Annotated in this window: 14 protein-coding genes and 1 tRNA gene; 6 read left to right on the forward strand and 9 right to left on the reverse strand. The window is 62.2% G+C overall.

Going from position 1 to position 16,504, the window contains the following annotated elements:
- The 4 genes from BV071_RS24970 (at position 1) to BV071_RS35720 (ending at position 2,934) form a co-directional block, all read left to right on the forward strand.
- Positions 1 to 1,506, forward strand: coding sequence for a sulfatase (locus BV071_RS24970; protein ID WP_081886227.1), 1,506 nt, complete (start codon positions 1 to 3; stop codon positions 1,504 to 1,506).
- A 117-nt stretch (positions 1,507 to 1,623) separates the two neighbouring features.
- Positions 1,624 to 2,289: a hypothetical protein gene (locus BV071_RS24975; RefSeq protein ID WP_265594848.1), complete on the forward strand. Its 666-nt coding sequence runs from the start codon at positions 1,624 to 1,626 to the stop codon at positions 2,287 to 2,289.
- A 102-nt stretch (positions 2,290 to 2,391) separates the two neighbouring features.
- Positions 2,392 to 2,763: a hypothetical protein gene (locus tag BV071_RS24980; RefSeq protein WP_035613027.1), complete on the forward strand. Its 372-nt coding sequence runs from the start codon at positions 2,392 to 2,394 to the stop codon at positions 2,761 to 2,763.
- 42 nt (positions 2,764 to 2,805) lie between these two features.
- Complete coding sequence (locus tag BV071_RS35720) at positions 2,806 to 2,934, forward strand: hypothetical protein (RefSeq protein ID WP_265594849.1); 129 nt, start codon at positions 2,806 to 2,808, stop codon at positions 2,932 to 2,934.
- 14 nt (positions 2,935 to 2,948) lie between these two features.
- Here the strand turns inward: BV071_RS35720 and BV071_RS24985 are convergent, their stop codons facing one another.
- Together BV071_RS24985 and BV071_RS24990 are read right to left on the reverse strand one after the other, a co-directional pair.
- Positions 2,949 to 3,863 (reverse strand): NAD-dependent epimerase/dehydratase family protein, encoded by a 915-nt coding sequence (locus BV071_RS24985; protein WP_035613029.1) that lies wholly within the window; start codon positions 3,861 to 3,863, stop codon positions 2,949 to 2,951.
- 129 nt (positions 3,864 to 3,992) lie between these two features.
- Positions 3,993 to 5,117, reverse strand: a complete 1,125-nt coding sequence (locus BV071_RS24990) for an aminoglycoside phosphotransferase family protein (RefSeq protein ID WP_052573877.1) — start codon at positions 5,115 to 5,117, stop codon at positions 3,993 to 3,995.
- Between the two features lie 176 nt (positions 5,118 to 5,293).
- Between BV071_RS24990 and BV071_RS24995 the strand changes: the two genes are divergently transcribed.
- Positions 5,294 to 5,959, forward strand: coding sequence for a hypothetical protein (locus BV071_RS24995; RefSeq protein ID WP_052573878.1), 666 nt, complete (start codon positions 5,294 to 5,296; stop codon positions 5,957 to 5,959).
- A 99-nt stretch (positions 5,960 to 6,058) separates the two neighbouring features.
- Positions 6,059 to 8,902, forward strand: coding sequence for a DUF6600 domain-containing protein (locus BV071_RS35725; protein ID WP_265594850.1), 2,844 nt, complete (start codon positions 6,059 to 6,061; stop codon positions 8,900 to 8,902).
- A 403-nt stretch (positions 8,903 to 9,305) separates the two neighbouring features.
- On the opposite strand, the gene BV071_RS34450 is transcribed toward BV071_RS35725, so the two are convergent.
- The 7 genes from BV071_RS34450 to BV071_RS25040 form a co-directional block, all read right to left on the reverse strand.
- On the reverse strand, positions 9,306 to 10,169 hold the full coding sequence (locus BV071_RS34450) for a transglutaminase family protein (protein ID WP_075091001.1): 864 nt from the start codon (positions 10,167 to 10,169) through the stop codon (positions 9,306 to 9,308).
- A gap of 15 nt (positions 10,170 to 10,184) precedes the next feature.
- Positions 10,185 to 10,259, reverse strand: a tRNA-Val gene (locus BV071_RS25015).
- A gap of 356 nt (positions 10,260 to 10,615) precedes the next feature.
- Entirely contained in the window at positions 10,616 to 11,374 is a 759-nt protein-coding gene (locus BV071_RS34455) for a BlaI/MecI/CopY family transcriptional regulator (RefSeq protein ID WP_075091002.1), read from the reverse strand.
- A gap of 160 nt (positions 11,375 to 11,534) precedes the next feature.
- Positions 11,535 to 12,512, reverse strand: a complete 978-nt coding sequence (locus tag BV071_RS25025) for a thioredoxin-like domain-containing protein (RefSeq protein WP_035613034.1) — start codon at positions 12,510 to 12,512, stop codon at positions 11,535 to 11,537.
- 11 nt (positions 12,513 to 12,523) lie between these two features.
- A complete protein-coding gene (locus BV071_RS25030; RefSeq protein WP_052573880.1) occupies positions 12,524 to 13,222 on the reverse strand; it encodes a LysM peptidoglycan-binding domain-containing protein in 699 nt (232 codons plus the stop codon).
- 247 nt (positions 13,223 to 13,469) lie between these two features.
- On the reverse strand, positions 13,470 to 14,273 hold the full coding sequence (locus BV071_RS25035; protein ID WP_035613036.1) for a TatD family hydrolase: 804 nt from the start codon (positions 14,271 to 14,273) through the stop codon (positions 13,470 to 13,472).
- The gene (locus BV071_RS25040; RefSeq protein ID WP_035613038.1) at positions 14,236 to 16,155 is read right to left on the reverse strand and encodes a POT family MFS transporter; all 1,920 of its coding nucleotides are present in this window, start codon (positions 16,153 to 16,155) and stop codon (positions 14,236 to 14,238) included. The genes BV071_RS25035 and BV071_RS25040 overlap by 38 nt, the downstream gene beginning before the upstream one ends.
- Positions 16,156 to 16,504: the final 349 nt, after the last annotated feature.

Consider the following 16,504-nt stretch of genomic DNA (forward strand, 5'->3'; position numbering starts at 1 on the left):
ATGCCCGCCCTTCCGCGTTTCCTTGGCTCCTTGTTGGCCCTGCTTCTCGTCTTCGCTCTGGCAGCGGGCGCGGCGGCCAAGCCGAACATCGTCCTCTTCGTCACCGATGACCAGAGCCCGATCGCCGGGTGCTACGGCTCGCCGCTGATCCAGACGCCCTATCTCGATGCGCTGGCGAAGGAGGGCACGCGCTTCACCCAGGCCTTCGCGACGACGGCTTCCTGCTCGGCGAGCCGCTCGGTGATCCTGACGGGGCTGCACAACCATGCGAACGGCCAGTATGGCCACGTGCATGACTTCCACAAGTTCGAGACCTTCGAGAGCTGTGCGGCGTTGAGCTTGCCCTTGCAATTGAAGGCGGCAGGTTACCGGACGGCGCACATCGGCAAGCTGCACGTCGCGCCGGAGTCGGTGTATGGCTTCGAGCGCTTTCTGACGACCAGGGAGGGGCACAACACGCCGGCATGGGTGGACGCCTGCAAGCCGCTCTTCGCGGAGAAGTCGGAGCAACCCTTCTTCCTGTGCTTCTGGACGAATGATCCGCACCGCAGCGGCGATGAGGTGCAAAGCGTGCCAGAGGAGCTGAAGCCGAACCGCTTCGGCAATCCGCCGCCGGGGCAATCGTATCCGGGGACCGAGGAGGTGGTCTATGATCCCACGCAGGTGCCGGTTCCGGGCTTCTTGCCGGATACCATCGAGTGCCGGCGCGAGCTGGCGCAGTATTATCAAAGCGTGACCCGCACGGATAAGGCGCTCGGGGCCTTTGTCGCGGCGCTGAAGGAGGCGGGCCAGTATGAGAACACCTTGATCGTCTTCACTGCGGATCATGGCATGGCTTTCCCGGGGGCGAAGACGACGGTGTATGAGTCCGGCCTGCAGGTGCCCTTTGTGGTGAAGATACCCGGTGTGGCGGGCGGCGTGGCGAATGATGCGATGATCTCGCACGCGGATCTCACGCCGACTTTGCTGGATGCAGCGGGGGGCTATGATCGCGAGAAGCGGGCCCCGCTGAAACTTTTGCCGGTGGCGAAGCTCGGGCGAGGAGAGAATGCGGGACCGAAGTTCGACCACTACCACGGGCGCTCCTGGCTTGGACTGTTGGGCAAAGAGCATGGCGAGGGTTGGGACGAACTGATGGCTTCCCACACCTTCCATGAGATCCAGATGTATTATCCGATGCGGGCCATCCGCGACCGCCAGTACAAGCTGATCTGGAACATCGCGTCGCCCTTGCCCTTTCCCTTCGCCTCGGACTTGTGGGCGGCCTCGACCTGGCAGGCGCAGTTCAAGAAGGGATTGGAAGCGCCCTATGGCAATCGCACGGTGGGCTCCTACATCCAGCGTCCGGCCTTTGAATTGTTCGATCTGAAATCAGATCCGGCGGAGACCAAGAACCTCGCTGCGGATCCAGCCTTTGCCGCCAAGCTGGCGGAAATGAAGGAGCGGCTGAAGGCGGAGCAGAAGCGAACAGGGGATCCGTGGATCAGCAAATGGAGCTACGAGTGAGTCGGGAGCCTCGCTCTGCGGGCATCATGGGCGGACGCCCGACTGTTTCTTGCATTTGGGCTTCATGGGGACGGAACCCATGGGCTAGGAGAAGACCACTCGCGAACTCCTCCATTCATGAACACGGCAAAATTTCTTCTCGCAGCTAGCCCTGGAATCCTTGCCCTTGCGGGTGTGGTATTCCTCGTCTCCACCCGCGAAGGAGCGGTGCCATCCGCCGCGCCGGTGAGGGGGACATCGATAGAGCAAGCCGAGACGCTGTCGCCGAAGGATCTCGGGATGGACAAGCAGCGTTTTAAGGCGCGTCCGGGACCAGGAGAAGTGGCGATTTTCCGTTCGAGCACCCATTCCCATTTGGAGCCGCCGAAGCACCAGACCTACGATCAGATCTTTTGGACGGGTGGTGAAGAGGCGGTGGTGGATGTCGTGATTGCGCCGATGTCCTTCTATCGCGGGTATCCGGAGCAGGGCAGCGAGACCAAGCCGGAGGAGTTCTTCCAAGACTCGTGGCGCGTGCAGGCCAAGAACTTCGGCTATGATGTGAAGGACTATTCCTTTGTCGGTTCGAGTTTTGGAGGGAGCCGGGGAGAGTTGGCTTACACGAAGAATTCGGAGACCAAGTCCAAGGATCTGGTCTTCAAGTTCGAGATGCTCGTGATGAGCGTTGCGGAGGCGAAAAAGCTCTATCCCGCTCTCGATATCGAGAACCAAGGGAACCGAGGGGCTCGGGCTTGGGCATTCATTCCGCAAACGGACCCGGAGGGCAATGTGGTGACGCCGTAGATCTCGAAGCTGTGGATTTACCTCCGGCAGCTCGACAGGTCAGGGCGCGACGGCCATACTTTGAGGATGAGCTTCTTTCGCCCGCTTGCGCTCCTTTGTTGCTTGTCAACAAGCCCTGCGCACGCCGGCGAAGAGTGGTCCATTCTGGGTGATGACAAGTATGCGCTCCAGTATGTCACGTCGCCGGTCTTCAAGAAGGTTGGTGCCAACACGTCATCCGCGAACGATGAAGTTACCATCCGGGTGAGCCGCATCTCCTCTTGGGGAGTGCAAGTGATCGAGGCCTCCTCCAGTGCTGGGAAAGTGAGGATTGAAAAATACGGCTGCGGTCCCGGGCAGGAGGTCGAGGGCGCGAAGATCTACCATTTGGCGGACCACCGCGTGAAACTCATCGAGGATGCCACTCTCGCCGCCGAGGTCCGTCGTCAACTCATGGATCCAGCCTTGCTGGCTTTCCTGCGGGAGACTGAGTAACTCAAATGGAACCCTGACAAGGACTTCACCGACGGCAGCAATATGCTTGTCGAAGTGCTCTCGGGTGGCAAGGCGGAGTCGATCTACATCCGCGGCTCACAGCTTGGCGAGCGGGCGAAGGAGAGCCCTGAGATCTTGATCAAGGGTGCCCTCGGTCGGACGAAGGATTGAGGTCTCGCCGGGTCTTACTTCCGGAAGAACTCCAGCGTCGTCGCCAGTGCTTCGTCCAGCGAGTGCTTGGGCGTCCAGCCTGCTCCCAGCAACTTCGCCGCGCTGGAGCGGGAATGCTTCACGTCACCGGCGCGTTCGGGGCCGTGAAGGACCTTGGTACTGGAACCGGCGGAGGCGATGATGGTGGTCGCGAGATCGTTGATCGTGATCTGGCCGCCGTAGCCGGCATTGAAGACGCCGGTGACACCCGGGGTCTCCACGGCGAAGGAGAGCGCGCCGACGATGTCCTTCACGTAGATGAAGTCGCGGGTCTGTTCGCCATCGCCATAGACGGTGATGTCCTCGCCCTTGAGTGCCTTCTCGATGAAGATCGGCACGGCGGCGGCGTAGGCGCCCTTTGGGTCCTGGCGCGGGCCGAAGACGTTGAAGAAGCGGATGGCGGCGGTTTCGAGGCTGCGCTCGCGGTTGAAGAGATCGAGGTAGTATTCGCCGTCGAGCTTGGTGATGGCGTAGGGGCTCTTCGGCTCGGGCAGCATGGTCTCGAGCTTCGGCACCGTCGGGTTGTCACCGTAGATCGCGGCGGAGGAAGCGAAGACGACTTTCTTCACGCCCGCCGCGGCCGCGGCTTCGAGGACGTTGAGCAGGCCGTGGACGTTGATGTCCACGCACTCGCCTGGCTTCGACATGGATTCCGGCACGCTGACCAGCGCGGCCATGTGGAAGATGTAGTCCACACCCGCCACTGCCTTCGCGACGGCATCACGATCGGTGATCGAGCCTTCGATGAAGGTGCAGTTCAGGCCATCGAGATTCTTGCGATAGCCGGTGCGCAGGTTGTCCAGCACGCGGATTTCCTCCGCTTTGCCCTGGTAGTGCTCGACGATGTGGGAGCCGATGAAGCCGGAGCCTCCGGTGACGAGGATTTTCATAAAGACAGAGACAGAAAACGACAGACGCGCTGCGCTTGAAGACAGAAGACTAGAGGAAAGGCAGGGCAGACGAGGACTTTTCCAGTCTTCCGTCTGTCGTCTTCCGGTCTTCTGTCTCAGGCGTCGCTCTTAAGCGGCCACCACGACCTTCAGGCTACCCGCAGCCGATTGAACGACTTCTTCCATCTGTTCGAGATTTTCCTCGATCGCTTTCACCATCGCGAATTGGGCGCGGCAGCGGTCGATGTTGTGGCCGGGGCGCTTGGTCTTGAAGTAGACGTCGCCTTGCAGGTGGTCGGTGAGGAAGCGGATGCCGCACTCGAGGGTGAGCAGCTTGCCGGAGAAGGCGAGGTGATCGACCTCGGCGCGGTTCAGGAAGCTGGAAGCGCTGTCGAGGTAGCCGCGGACCAGTGCATCGAAGCGATCGAGGCGGATGCCGACGAGCGATAGGTCGACTTCATCCTCACGGGTGGTCGGAGTGGCGGTGCGGACCATGTCGCCGAAGTCGTAAAGCACGCTGCCGGGCATGGTGGTGTCCAGGTCGATGACGCAGACGCCTTCCGAGGTCACATCGTCGAGCAGGACGTTGTTGAGCTTGGTGTCGTTGTGGGTCACGCGCTCGGGGATGACGCCAGCGGTGATCAGGTCGGTCACGCGGCGGCAATCATTGGCGCGGGCGAGGGCGAACTCGATCTCGGCCTTGCAGTTGCGGGCGCGGCCGGCGATGTCGCCATCAATCGCCTCTTGCAGGGCCTGCAAGCGCTTGGGCGTGTGGTGGAAATTCGGGATCGTCTCGTGCAGGCGCTTGCCACCGAGGTCCGCGGCGAGCTTCTGGAACTCGCCGAAGGAGCGGGCCGCTTGCTCTGCCTGGAGATTGCTGCGGATCTCATCGTAGCCGCGGGCGCGCTCGATGAAGGGATAGGTGCGCCAGAAGTTGCCCTCGCGGTCTACGACGTAGGGCTTGCCATCGACGGATGGGATCACCGTCAGGGTACGGCGGTAGGCCTCCGGATGATTCTGATCGAGCAGGCGCGCCAGCGAGTGGGTAGTCACGCGTTCGATATTCTCCATCAGCGCGGCGGGATCCTTGAAGATGTTGTGGTTGATCCGCTGGTGGATGTAGCGGACCCGCAGCCCGGCCTGATCGTACCATGCGCAGTAGGTATCGTTGATGTGGCCAGAGCCGTAGGGCTGGGCGTCAACGAAGTCGGCCCTCATATCGAAGAGGGAAGACACATGGCGAACGTCGTGCATGAGGAGGGTATGGGCATTTAAGCTCCTCAAATCGAGAAAAAAATGAGGTAAGCGAACTTGGTGTGTGTTTTTTGTGAGTTTTCCACCGTGAATCGAAGGGCTGTGGCCGCGATGCGCATTTTTTGTCCGGATGGATTTCGTTTGCCCGGAGGGGGAGAAGCCGGGGAGTTTGCACCATGTTTCTGCCGGGTTTCCGCGAGCTGGTCAAAGAGGGGTGGGTCAAGGTGATGGAGGAATTGAAGATTTCCGGGGGCCTGCCGGTCAGTGAGTTGAGCCGACGGCTGGGGGGCAGCTACATGGGCATGAAGGACCAGTGCGACAAGCTGGTGAAGATGGGCTACCTGGAGCGCTGGCGGCTGCCGCGGCAGGAAGTCGGGCGGCCGGAGATCATGTACCGGCTGGCACCAAAGGCGGACACGATCTTCCCGCAGGCCGGGGTGAGCCTGTCGCTGGAATTGCTGGATGCGGCGCGCTCGCTCTTCGGGTCGGCGGCGCCGGAGCGGCTGCTGCTGCAGTACTTCACCCAGCTCCGCGAGCGCTGGCGGCCGAAGTTGACGAAGGCGAAATCACTGGTCGAGCGGGCGACGATCCTCTCCAGCCTGCGTGAGAAGGAAGGCTGCTTCGGGCGCTGCAAATACGATCCCGCGAAGGGCTTCCGGATCGAGGAATACCATCATCCCTTGCAGGCGGTCTTCGCGGTGTATCCGGGCGCGATCACGCTGGAGCTGCGGATGATGGAGGAGCTGCTCGGCACGCGGGTGGTGCGCAAGGAGGTGGCCGGCGGGCGCGGTGGTCCGGCGCGGATCGACTACGAGGTATCGACGCTGGGAGTCGCGGGCTGAGATGCCGCGCGATCTGCGCGCGTTTTCTTTATTTTTGCGCAGAAGGATTGAATAGTTATCTGACCGGCGCGTCGAAGTTTCGTAATCCCAATTTCTCCCATGAAAAGATCGCAGCTCCTTTGGGTCTCGTCGTTGTGTGTGGTGTTCACTGCCTGTGACAAAACCAAGCCTGGTAGTGAGGCGAGCGGCGGCGGTGGCAGCACCAATGGTGGTGGTGGAGCGGATCTGGCTGCGCAGCGGGCGGCGCTGGAGGATGAGCGGATGCAGATCGAGCGCGAGCGCCTTGAAGAAGAGCGCGCGGCCTTGGAGCAGGAGAAGGCGGACTTGGCGAAGGCGCGGGAAGACCGGCTCGCCGCCCGCGAGGAAGATGCCGCGGCGATGGATGAGTCGCTGAATGAGCGGGAAAAAGAGATCCAATCGCGTGAGGTGATCCTCGGTGATCAGGAAGCGGACCTCGCGGCCCGCGAGTCGAACCTGAGCGATCGCGAAGCGGAGGAGGCGGGCCAGCAATATGTGGATGATTGGGAACCTGAGCCGGTGGCGGACTACAATGAGCCGGTGGGCGACTATGAGACTTTCTACGATGACCTGCAGCCCTATGGCTCATGGTATGAGACCTCGGACTACGGCTGCGTCTACCAGCCGACTGTGGTGATCCAGGACTCGAGCTGGCGTCCCTACACGCGGGGCAAGTGGGCATGCACGAACCGCGGCTGGAACTGGTGCTCGGATGAGCCCTTCGGCTGGGCCTGCTTCCACTATGGTCGCTGGACTTGCATTGAAGGTCGCGGCTGGTGCTGGGTGCCGGGAGATGAATGGGCGCCTTCCTGGGTATGCTGGCGCGAGGGCGGCGATCACATCGGTTGGGCGCCGCTGCCACCGGAGACTCTGTGCTATCGCGGTCACCAATGGACGAGCGCGGTGGAAGACGAATGCGGTGTGGGTTCAAATTGGTGGGCCTTCGTGCACTGCAAGCACATGGCGGATCCGCTGTGGCAGCACTGCTTGCCGCCGGGGCAGAATCCCTTCCTTTGCCAGCACACGGCGAACATCACGAACATCCACATGGATCACAACCGTGTGATCAGTGGTGGTCCGCGTTGGGACAAGCTGAGCAAGCTGGTGGGCAAGCCATGGCCGGTTTATCAGCTCCAGCTCGACCGGGTGAATGCGCTGCGCGACCGCGGGCAGCGGCAGGCGCAGTTCCAGGGGAACAATCGTCTCGCGGTCTTCGCGCCGAACTTGCACTCGAATTGGAATGCGCAGCTCCAGCCCCAGCGTCTGGCCGGCCAATGGAATGACCTGAAGGTCGTGCGTGCCGACAATACCCTGAAGCCGGAGTGGAAGGAGCGCTTCCGCGAGGTGCGCGAGAAGCAGAAGGAGCAAGCAGTCGCGTGGACGAAGCAGCATGGTGACGCTGAGTCCCGGAAGGAGCAGCTCGCGGCGAATCGCCTGAAGGTGATGGAAGCCCAGCGCGGTCTGCAGGCGAAGCAACAGCAGATCACGACCGCGCGGCGTGAGGAATTCACCCGTGAGCAGGTGGTGCAACGCCAGGAGCGGGAGACGCTGGCAAATGGCGGCGTTCCGAAGAATCCGGCCTTGGCCGAAAGGCAGCGCATCAATGCCGAGCGTCTGCGCCAGCTTGAGGAGAAGCAGAGTGGTGTGGCCTCGAACAACAACGGCGACAATGGCCGCAATCCCGCGGGTAACCCGCGTCGTGAGCGGGCCGAAGAAGCCCGCAACGGGCAAGGCCAAGCGCAGGGAGGAGAGACCGCCGCGCAGATTGCCCGCCGCGAACGGGTCGAGGAAGCTCGTCGCCAGAATCTCGAACAAGCGCAGGGTCGTCAACAAGGCCAAGGCGGCGGCGCTGCTACCGCTGGTGCCGGAGCTGGCGCAACCCAAGGCGGTGGTCGTGAGGTAGCGGGCAATCCGAACCGCCGGGCGGACGATCAAGCGGCGATGCGAACGCAGCAGGCCGAGCAGCGCCGCCAAGCGCAGGCTCAAGCTCAAGATCCGCAGCAAGCGCAAGCGCAGGCGAACAACAATACTAACAATACTGGCCGCCGCGATCCGGCTGAGGAAGCCCGCGCGCGCCAAGAGGCAATCGCCCGGGCGCGGAATGAGCAGGCGTCCCGCGTGCAGGAAGCGCGCGAGCAGCAGGCTCAGGTTCACCGCGAGATGCAGGAGACCCGCGCCCAGCAAGAGCAGGCGAAGCGCGAACAACAGGAGCAAGCGAAGCGCGATCAGCAAGAAGCCCGCAACAACCAGCAGGATCAGCAGAAGCGCGATCAGCAGGCGATGCGGGACAATCAACAGGAGCAAGCCCAGCGCCAGCAGCAACAACAGCAGCAGGAAGAAGCCCGCCGCGGTCAGCAGGACCAAGCACGGCGCCAGCAGGAAGAGGCGAACAACCGCCGCACTCAACAGGAGCAAGCCCAGCGCCAGCAGGAAGAGGCGAACAACCGCCGCACCCAGCAGGAGCAAACGCAGCGCCAGCAGGAGGAGGCAAACAACCGTCGCAACCAACAGGATCAGGCGCAGCGCCAACAACAGCAGCAGCAACAACAAGAGCAGGCGCGGCGTCAGCAGGAAGAGGCAAACAACCGCCGTGAACAGCAAGAGCAGGCGCGCCGCGAGCAACAGGAGCGTGCGCAGCAGCAAGAGCAAGCGCGCCGTGAGCAACAGGAGCGCGCCCGCGAACAGCAAGAGCAGGCACGGCGTGAGCAGCAGGAGCGGGCGCAGCAGCAAGAACAGGCGCGCCGTGAGCAGCAGGAGCGCGCGCAACAGCAGCAAGAGCAGGCACGGCGTGAGCAGCAGGAACGTTCACAGCGCGAACAGCAAGAGCGCTCGCAGCGTGAGCAACAGGAGCGCTCGCAGCGCGAAGAGCAATCCCGGCAAGAGCGTGCACGTCAGGATGACGAGAGTCGCCGGCGGGGAAGGTGAGTTGCCCGAGTGATGGATTCAACCAAAGCGCCGCTCCGGATCCGGGGCGGCGCTTTTCCTTGCGGGTGTCTCTTGCGGGTGTCTCTTGCGGGTGTCTCTTGCGGGGCCGGTGCTGCCGTTTGGTGGCGCAGCCGCTTTCGGAGTGCTTGCCGGGCGCATGTGCGACTCAGGGCGCGGTCGAGGTTCCAGGTGAGTCTTCCGCTATCTTGTGCTTGGGGTGGATACTTCGTTAGGTGGGCGAATTCCAAGTGGGGGTGTTATCGCTACCAGACACAGGGAATGGGGTGGATACGCCTAGAACTTGTATAACGTGCCGAGGGGATACCTCGCACAAAAAGCGGCGATACTCGCACGCACTCCGAAAGCGGCTACGCCGCAAAGGGGAATACTTACCCAGTGCTGATCAGAACGGTGCCTTCACCAAGGTGGCGAGCAGTTCTTCCATCAGCTCGGCATCTTCCGTCTCTCCCCGCACCGACCATGCGGTGGCGAGTTCTTCCACGACACGCACGAGCAATTCGCCCGGTGTGGCGGCGCGGGTGGCGATCATGCGGACTTCACGGGGATAGCGGCGCATGCGGTGGGCGAGATCTTCCGTCAGCACGCGGCGGCCTTTCATGTGCGGCTCGCTCAGCAGGACATTGCCTTCGTCGTGATATCGGCACAGGAAAGACTGCGGCAGCATCAGGCCATCGACATCGATATCCAGACGCCGGGCGATCAGTAGGAATAGGATTCCCAGACCGACCGCATTGGAGGGATTACCCGCCAGGACATGCGCCAGATCATAGTTATCCGGATCGTCTTCGTCGCCCTGGCGGGCGGCAAAGCGGCCGCTTTCAAATAGCACGCGATTAAGACCGGCGGCACCGTCCTCGCTGGCGACAAATTCCAGTTCCTCCGCCAGCAGGTCCAGTCCGTCGCCCAGCGGCTGGCGCATGGTCACGCCGTCATGGAGATAGTCGGACAGGCTGCGTAGCAGGGCTTCGAAAAGTTCCCAATCGTCCAGCACCGCGGCGGCGCCGCCGGCGGGGACCACCCATTCGCGGCGCAGGCGCTCGCGGCGGGCAGGGAGGAGCAGCAAGGAGAGCAACTCGAGCTCGGCTTCGCCAAGAGGGACTTCGCTCTCGCTGAGAAGCTCGCTGACGTCACCTCCAAAGGCGGAAAGGGCGTTTTCGACCGATGCACGGACCGGTGGGGAGTCGTCGTCCAGCAGCCTCAGCAAAACGGCGAGGCGTTCCGGCGATGTATCGGTCCCGATGGTCACTACGAAGAAGGGGAATGGTGCGCGATACTGGGATCGAACCAGTGACCCCCACCGTGTCAAGGTGGTGCTCTACCGCTGAGCTAACCGCGCTAATTTGCCTTTGCCCCCGGACGGGGGCGGGAGAATGGGTGGCGATCCACGGGGATGCAACCCATTTTTTCGCTCCCAAATCCGAATTTCGGGTGCTGCCGGAAGAAGGCACCACGAATCGCACGAATCTTACGAATGAAGATTACCATGCCCGGTGATTTCAGCCCTCCTCTGCCCCTTGATTCGGTGGATTCGTCCGATTCGTGGTGCCTTTCTCTTCCACGACGGATCTGTCCGGTGCCGGGCAATAAAAAGGGCGGGGAGCCGAAACTCCCCGCCGTTTGAGACAGTTGGACTCAACGCGAACAGGCCGTCGGGCGGATGCCATCGGGCACTGCTGCGAATGGAGTAGAACTTTATTTGGCCTTCTTGGCAGCCTTCTTAGCGGCCTTCTTCGCCGGAGCAGCCTTCTTGGCGGACTTGGCGACCTTCTTGGCGACCTTCTTGGCGGCCTTCTTAGCAGCTTTCTTGGCAGGTGCCTTCTTCGCCGGAGCCTTCTTGGCGGCCTTCTTCGCTACGGTCTTCTTGGCAGCCTTCTTCGCCGCCTTCTTGGCAGACTTGGCAGGCTTCTTGGCGGCCTTCTTGGCAACCTTCTTGGCGGCAGCCTTCTTAGCAGGTGCCTTCTTGGCGGCGGCCTTCTTGGCAGGCGCCTTCTTTGCTACCTTCTTGGCGGCGGCCTTCTTGGCAGGCGCCTTCTTGGCGGCCTTCTTGGCAGCCTTCTTCGCTGTTTTCTTTGCAGCCATGGCTTTGTGTCTTTTGAGTTCGCGTTCGATGTTGGTTTTCTCATCCGGCGTTAACGTGCCAGCGGAGAGTAGTGCGAGGATCGCCTCACCGAGACGGCCCCCGAAAGCGTTGGTAAGAAAGTCGTGCGATGCACGGCGGACAATCGTGTCCTGGGAAAACGCGGCTTCATAAACATGGGCGCGGCCATCGCGCACCCGCTTCACGAGCTTCTTGCGCTCGAGGCTTTGCAATACGGACAGCACCGTGGTGTAGGCCCGGTCCTTCCCGTCAGGAAGGGCTTCAAGTACGGCACTTACCGTAGAGGGACCTTCGTGCCACAAAACAGACAGGGCTTGTAGCTCGAGGTTGGAGGGATGTGTGACGCGTGCCATGATGGTGTGACCGCCCGAATTGGTGGCACCATAAAGCTAGTAGTTCACAATTACGTCAAGTTCAAATTGCTGGATTTTTTGATAAACTTAAATAATTTCCGCGGCCTCATTCGGCCGCGAACAGCTATCTACGATAACTATCGTAGTTCATCATTGCTCCTCACTTCGCCTTCGGTGGCGCTTGTTTCAAGGCTGGAGCGACCTTGTAGAGCTCTTCGCGCAAGTGGTCTTCAGTCGGATGACCGTTGAAGAGCACCTTGCCATCGGCGGAGATCAGCACCATCGCGGGAACGCTCTGGATGCGCAGCAAACGCGAGAGAGTGTCGCTTTCGCGGTCGATCAACCATGCGCCCGGCGGCTTCTCGCCGAGTGTGGCGACGATGCGCTTGGCATCCTTCAGCTGGTCCGCGTCGGCATCCGCCATCAGTGAAACGACGGCGATGTCGTTCTTCAAAAGCTGGTTTGCGGTGGTCTTGAAGTCGGGCATGGCGTCCTCGCACTCGCGGCTCCAGGGCGACCACAAGTGGATGAGCAGTGCCTTCTTCTTGCCCATGATCGAGGACAATGCGACCGGATCGCCGCCGAAGATCGAGTCGAACTTGGCGCTGAAATCGATCTTCACGGCGCGCATCGCTTCATCCATGCGCATGCGGTCGATGTGCGGGGCGAAGGCCGCAGCCTGGCGCGGGCTGAGCCAGAAGGCCTCGGTGATGTGCTTCTTGAAGCCGTCCTTGTCCTTCTTTTCGAGGTCGGCGATGGCTTGCACGTATTCGATCACTGCCAGCCAATCCTCGCGGACGGCGAAGATTTCGGAGTCTTCGAGCTTGAAGCTGTCCTTGCGCTTGAGGAATTCCGGCAGCAGCGCGGCCAGCTTGGCATCCTCGCGCTGGTCCACGTGGTAGAGGAAGCGGGCTTCGAGGATGCCCTGTTCGCTGACGCCCGCGTCGCGGGCTTTCTTGATTGCGGCCTCGAAGGCGCCGGTGTCGCCGCGCTCGGAGAGCATTTGCTCGAGCGCGGCGCGCTTCGGCGAGAGGTTCGCGTAGGGATCCTCATCCGGTTTATCGTGCCCCTCGTCCGCGCAGGCGACCGCCACGATGGCCAGCGCTGCGAGGGTCCTGACGAATCCGGAGAGTTTCATGCGGGTAGGAATCAGGGGATGCGCAGCTTGGCGCCCAGGACCACGGTATCGTTGGTGAGGTGGTTGGCCTTCTTAAGGGCGTCCACGCTCACGTTGTGCTGGCGGGCAATCTTGCCGAGGCTGTCGCCCTTGACCACGGTGTGGGTCTTGCCGCTGGTGGTGGCGGCGGGAGCGGAGCGGGTGGTGTGAGTGGAAGGTGCCGCGTGCGCAGCTGCCGGAGCTGCGGCAGCGGATGCGGATGCGGAGCCACCCGGAATGGTGAGCTTCTTGCCGAGCACCACGGTATCGCTGGTCATGCCATTCGCCTGCTTGATCGCGGCGGAGGTCACGCCATGGCGGCGGGCGATGCCGCCGAGGGTGTCACCCTTTACCACGGTATAGGTGACACTGGCTCCCGATGCGGGGCGGGTGGCATGCGTGGGTGCCGCCGAGTGGGAAGGTGCCGGCGTGGGGCTGGCCTGCGCTGTGTTCTCCTCGTACGCGGCGGGCGAGTAGGTCGGATTGCTGTTGCTGTTCGCCGGTGGATTCACCGGCTGATAGGGCACGGATTCACCGGAGCCGCCATCTGGCACGCCGTAGGGATTGGCGGTATCGTAGTTGCCATCGCCACCACCGGCGGTGTCATAGTTCGGATCCTTTTTCTTGAAGGCCGAGCACGAGGGCAGGGCGATGGCGAGTGCGGCGAGCGTAAGGTAGCGTGTGGCAGTCATGGATTTCGAGGCAGAGAGTAGCAAGGAGCGCCGGGATTGGAAAGTCGCACGGCTCGTGAGAAAAACGAGGCTGTATCCGCGCTTCGTTCAAATGATCGGGAGCGCTGTGGTCAATCGCGGAATGAAGAGAGTGCCGAGTGAGCAGTGATCGGTGATCAGTGAAAGGCATCCCAATGGGGCACTGATGAAATGCGTGTACGGCGATTGTTGGGTTCACTCGCCCTGCCGGAATGGCGCAGCCATTCCGCTACGGGAGGCGGAAGAACTTCTCTGCGGTGGCGCTGGTGGCAGCGGCGAGTGCTTCAAGTGATTCGCCGCGTGCCTTGGCAAGATGCTCGGCGACGTGGCGCACGTAGCCGGGTTCATTGCGCTTGCCGCGGTGGGGCATGGGCGCGAGGTACGGTGAGTCGGTCTCCAGCATGAAGCTGCCAGCAGGCAGTGCGGCCGCGGTGGCGAGCACGTCGGTGGCATTCTTGAAGGTCGCCACGCCGCCGAAGGAGACCAAGCCGCCGAGGGCAATGACCTCGCGCGCGTTCGCTTCCGGGCCGATGAAGCAGTGGAAGACGGGGCGGACCTTTGCCGCGTGGCGCCTATATATAGTCAGCGCATCGTGGAAGGAGGCCTCGCCGCTGGCATCACGGGTGTGGATCACCACATTGAGGCCGGACTCCGCGGCGAATTGGAAATGCTGTTCGAGCAGGTCGCGCTGGCGGGCACGGAAGGCCTCCGTGTCCCAGCCCTCGGGCGCGGGGTGGTAGTAGTCGAGGCCGGTCTCGCCGATGCCGCAGACCCGTGGGTCGGCGGCATGGGGACGCAGGTGATCGATCACGTCATCCGGAGCCTCGTGGACCTCGCAGGGATGGATCCCGATGCAGATCGAGACTTCCGGATGCGCCGCGGCGATCGCGAGGTTCGCCTCGAGGTCATCCAGGCCGGTGACTAGGCTGACCATCCGGGTGATGCCCGCGGCATGCGCGCGGGCGATCAGCTCGGGGACTTCGGCACGGGAGAACTTATGGCTCGCCAGGTGGCAGTGTGAATCGGTCAGCATCGTCGGCCTCGGTCTGCAAATAGGTCTTGGGCCGGTAGATGATGGCGAAGGGAATGTAAAGGACGGTGGTGGCGAGCATCAGCCAGGTGAAGAAGCGGAAGTAGGCCGCGCCTTCGAGCTTGGTCTGGCCACCGGAGAAGGCCGCCGCTTCATAGGTGGTCTCGGTCGCCGCCTTCGCCTGTGCGATCCCCAAGGCTTCCTTGCGCTGCTCCAGCCAGGTCTTCGCCGGTTGGATCGAGTCGAGCCAGGACTTCTGCTTCGGCGGGGCCGGCTTGGCCACCGTGACGAGCAGGCCCTGGTTCCACTGATTGTCGGATTTGCCCTCCGGGCCGTTGCTGATCACCTGGAAGGAGGTGGCGTCCACGATCTTGTAGCGGATGGGTTGTCCCCAGGGATCCTTGCCCAAGTCGGGAACCTTGTCCTCGGCGGGCAGCTTGTGGTCTTGCGCGCGTGCCAAGCCTTCGATGAGCTTCGCCGCGCTTTGATAGGTCTCTTGGCCGGGGATCTTGAGTTCGGCCACCGCGCCGCTGTCCATCTTCGCCTCGAAGTCGTCCGCAGTGCCGGTGGTCTTGTCGTAGCCGGCGATTTCGACGGTCCGGGGTTGGTCACGCCACTCCTTTGGCATCTTCCCGATCTGTTCCTCAAGCTGCACCGTCGCCGCGCTGGGGATCTGGATGTAGTGGTTGAGACCGGCGGTGAAGAAATTCCCCAAGGCAACCGAGAGCAGGTAGAGCGACATGATCATCGACTTCATCGTCTTCGGCGCCTGGGTGTAGGCAAACTCGAGGCCGACGATGGAGACCATAATCTCCGAGGCCGTGATGAGGATGTAGGCCAGGAACTGCCAGCCGATCGAGGGCTTCGCACCACCATCGATCCACTGCTGGATCAAGGCGGTGAGGCCGAAGGAAATCACCATCAGCACGAAGCCGATGCCGATCTTCCGCAGGGGGGTCAGCTTGAAGACCTTGCCCACCACAGGATAGATCACGAAGGTGAAGAGCGGGATGAAGCTCAGGATCAGGATCGGATTGACCGCTTGGATCTGGGACTCCAGCCAAGTCACGCCGAGGAAATTCAGGTCCATTTGCGCCGCTTGGAAAACCCAAGAGGAGCCGGTCTGGTCATACAGCGCCCAGAAGGCGGCGATGAAAACGAAGAGCGGCACCAGCTTCGCGATCGCCACCAGTCCGTCCCGCGAGAACAGCTCGTCGAAAAACTTGAGGCCCGCGGGCGGGATGTGGACGAACTTGTTGCGGCCCATCCAGAACATCAGCGTCGCGAGTGCCATCAGCACCCCCGGCACGCCGAAGGCCCAGTGCGGCCCGTACCATTCCAGCAGCCAGGGCGTGAGCAGGGTAGAGACGAAGGAGCCGAAGTTGATCGAGAAATAGAACCAATTGTAGATCTTGGTCAGCAGGTGGGTGTTCTTCGCGCCGAATTGGTCGCCCACGTGGGCGGAGACGCAGGGCTTGATGCCGCCGGAGCCGATGCAGATCAGCGCCAGACCGGCGAAGAGCCACCAGCCGGAGTTCCCATGCATGCCCATGCAGGCGAGGGCGGCATGGCCCATGCAGTAGACGATGGAGAGCCAGATGATGGTGCGGTATTTCCCCAGCACGATGTCGCTCAGCAGGGCCCCGAAGAGCGGGGTGAAATAGACGACCAGGGAGAAGGTGTGATAGTGCTCCGTGGCTTGGGTGTTGCTCATGGCCGTGCCGCCCTTGCCGTCCAGCAGCCACAGGTATTTTGCCATGAAGACCACCAGGATGGTCCGCATGCCGTAGTAGGAGAAGCGTTCCGCCGCTTCGTTGGAGACGATGTAGGGGATGCCGGGAGGCATCCGGTTGGTATCGACGGGGACGGTGCGGTGGGCGGACATGTATAAAGAGCGGGAGCTTGGCGCGGACGCTAGGGATCAGTTTTCGCGGCGTAAAGCGCGCGAAGCAGAAAGCGTGCGAATCAAGCGTGCCGTAGCGGAATGGCTGCGCCATTCCGGCTGGGGCGGATCCGGCCAAGAAGCTAACGGCGATTTGCGGGGAAAGCTCGCCCCGCTACGGCCTAACGGAGGGGGCGGATCCGGCCAAGAACCGCATGGCGATTTCCGGGAAAGCTCGTCTCGCCGGAACGGCGCGGCCGTTCCGCCACGACCTAACGGAGGGGGCGGATCCGACTAAGAATCTCATGGCGATATGCGGGAAAGCTCGCCCCGCCGGAATGGCGCAGCCATT

It is taken from the genome of Haloferula sp. BvORR071, assembly GCF_000739615.1.
Lineage (GTDB): Bacteria > Verrucomicrobiota > Verrucomicrobiia > Verrucomicrobiales > Akkermansiaceae > Haloferula.

Bases quoted from the DNA above. Each gene is read 5' to 3' on its own strand.
- BV071_RS24970 (WP_081886227.1), top strand. From the start codon at position 1: ATGCCCGCCCTTCCGCGTTTCCTTGGCTCCTTGTTGGCCCTGCTTCTC.
- BV071_RS24975 (WP_265594848.1), top strand. From the start codon at position 1,624: ATGAACACGGCAAAATTTCTTCTCGCAGCTAGCCCTGGAATCCTTGCC.
- BV071_RS35720 (WP_265594849.1), top strand. From the start codon at position 2,806: ATGCTTGTCGAAGTGCTCTCGGGTGGCAAGGCGGAGTCGATCTACATC.
- BV071_RS24985 (WP_035613029.1), bottom strand. From the start codon at position 3,863: ATGAAAATCCTCGTCACCGGAGGCTCCGGCTTCATCGGCTCCCACATC.
- BV071_RS24990 (WP_052573877.1), bottom strand. From the start codon at position 5,117: ATGCACGACGTTCGCCATGTGTCTTCCCTCTTCGATATGAGGGCCGAC.
- BV071_RS24995 (WP_052573878.1), top strand. From the start codon at position 5,294: ATGTTTCTGCCGGGTTTCCGCGAGCTGGTCAAAGAGGGGTGGGTCAAG.
- BV071_RS35725 (WP_265594850.1), top strand. From the start codon at position 6,059: ATGAAAAGATCGCAGCTCCTTTGGGTCTCGTCGTTGTGTGTGGTGTTC.
- BV071_RS34455 (WP_075091002.1), bottom strand. From the start codon at position 11,374: ATGGCACGCGTCACACATCCCTCCAACCTCGAGCTACAAGCCCTGTCT.
- BV071_RS25025 (WP_035613034.1), bottom strand. From the start codon at position 12,512: ATGAAACTCTCCGGATTCGTCAGGACCCTCGCAGCGCTGGCCATCGTG.
- BV071_RS25030 (WP_052573880.1), bottom strand. From the start codon at position 13,222: ATGACTGCCACACGCTACCTTACGCTCGCCGCACTCGCCATCGCCCTG.
- BV071_RS25035 (WP_035613036.1), bottom strand. From the start codon at position 14,273: ATGCTGACCGATTCACACTGCCACCTGGCGAGCCATAAGTTCTCCCGT.
- BV071_RS25040 (WP_035613038.1), bottom strand. From the start codon at position 16,155: ATGTCCGCCCACCGCACCGTCCCCGTCGATACCAACCGGATGCCTCCC.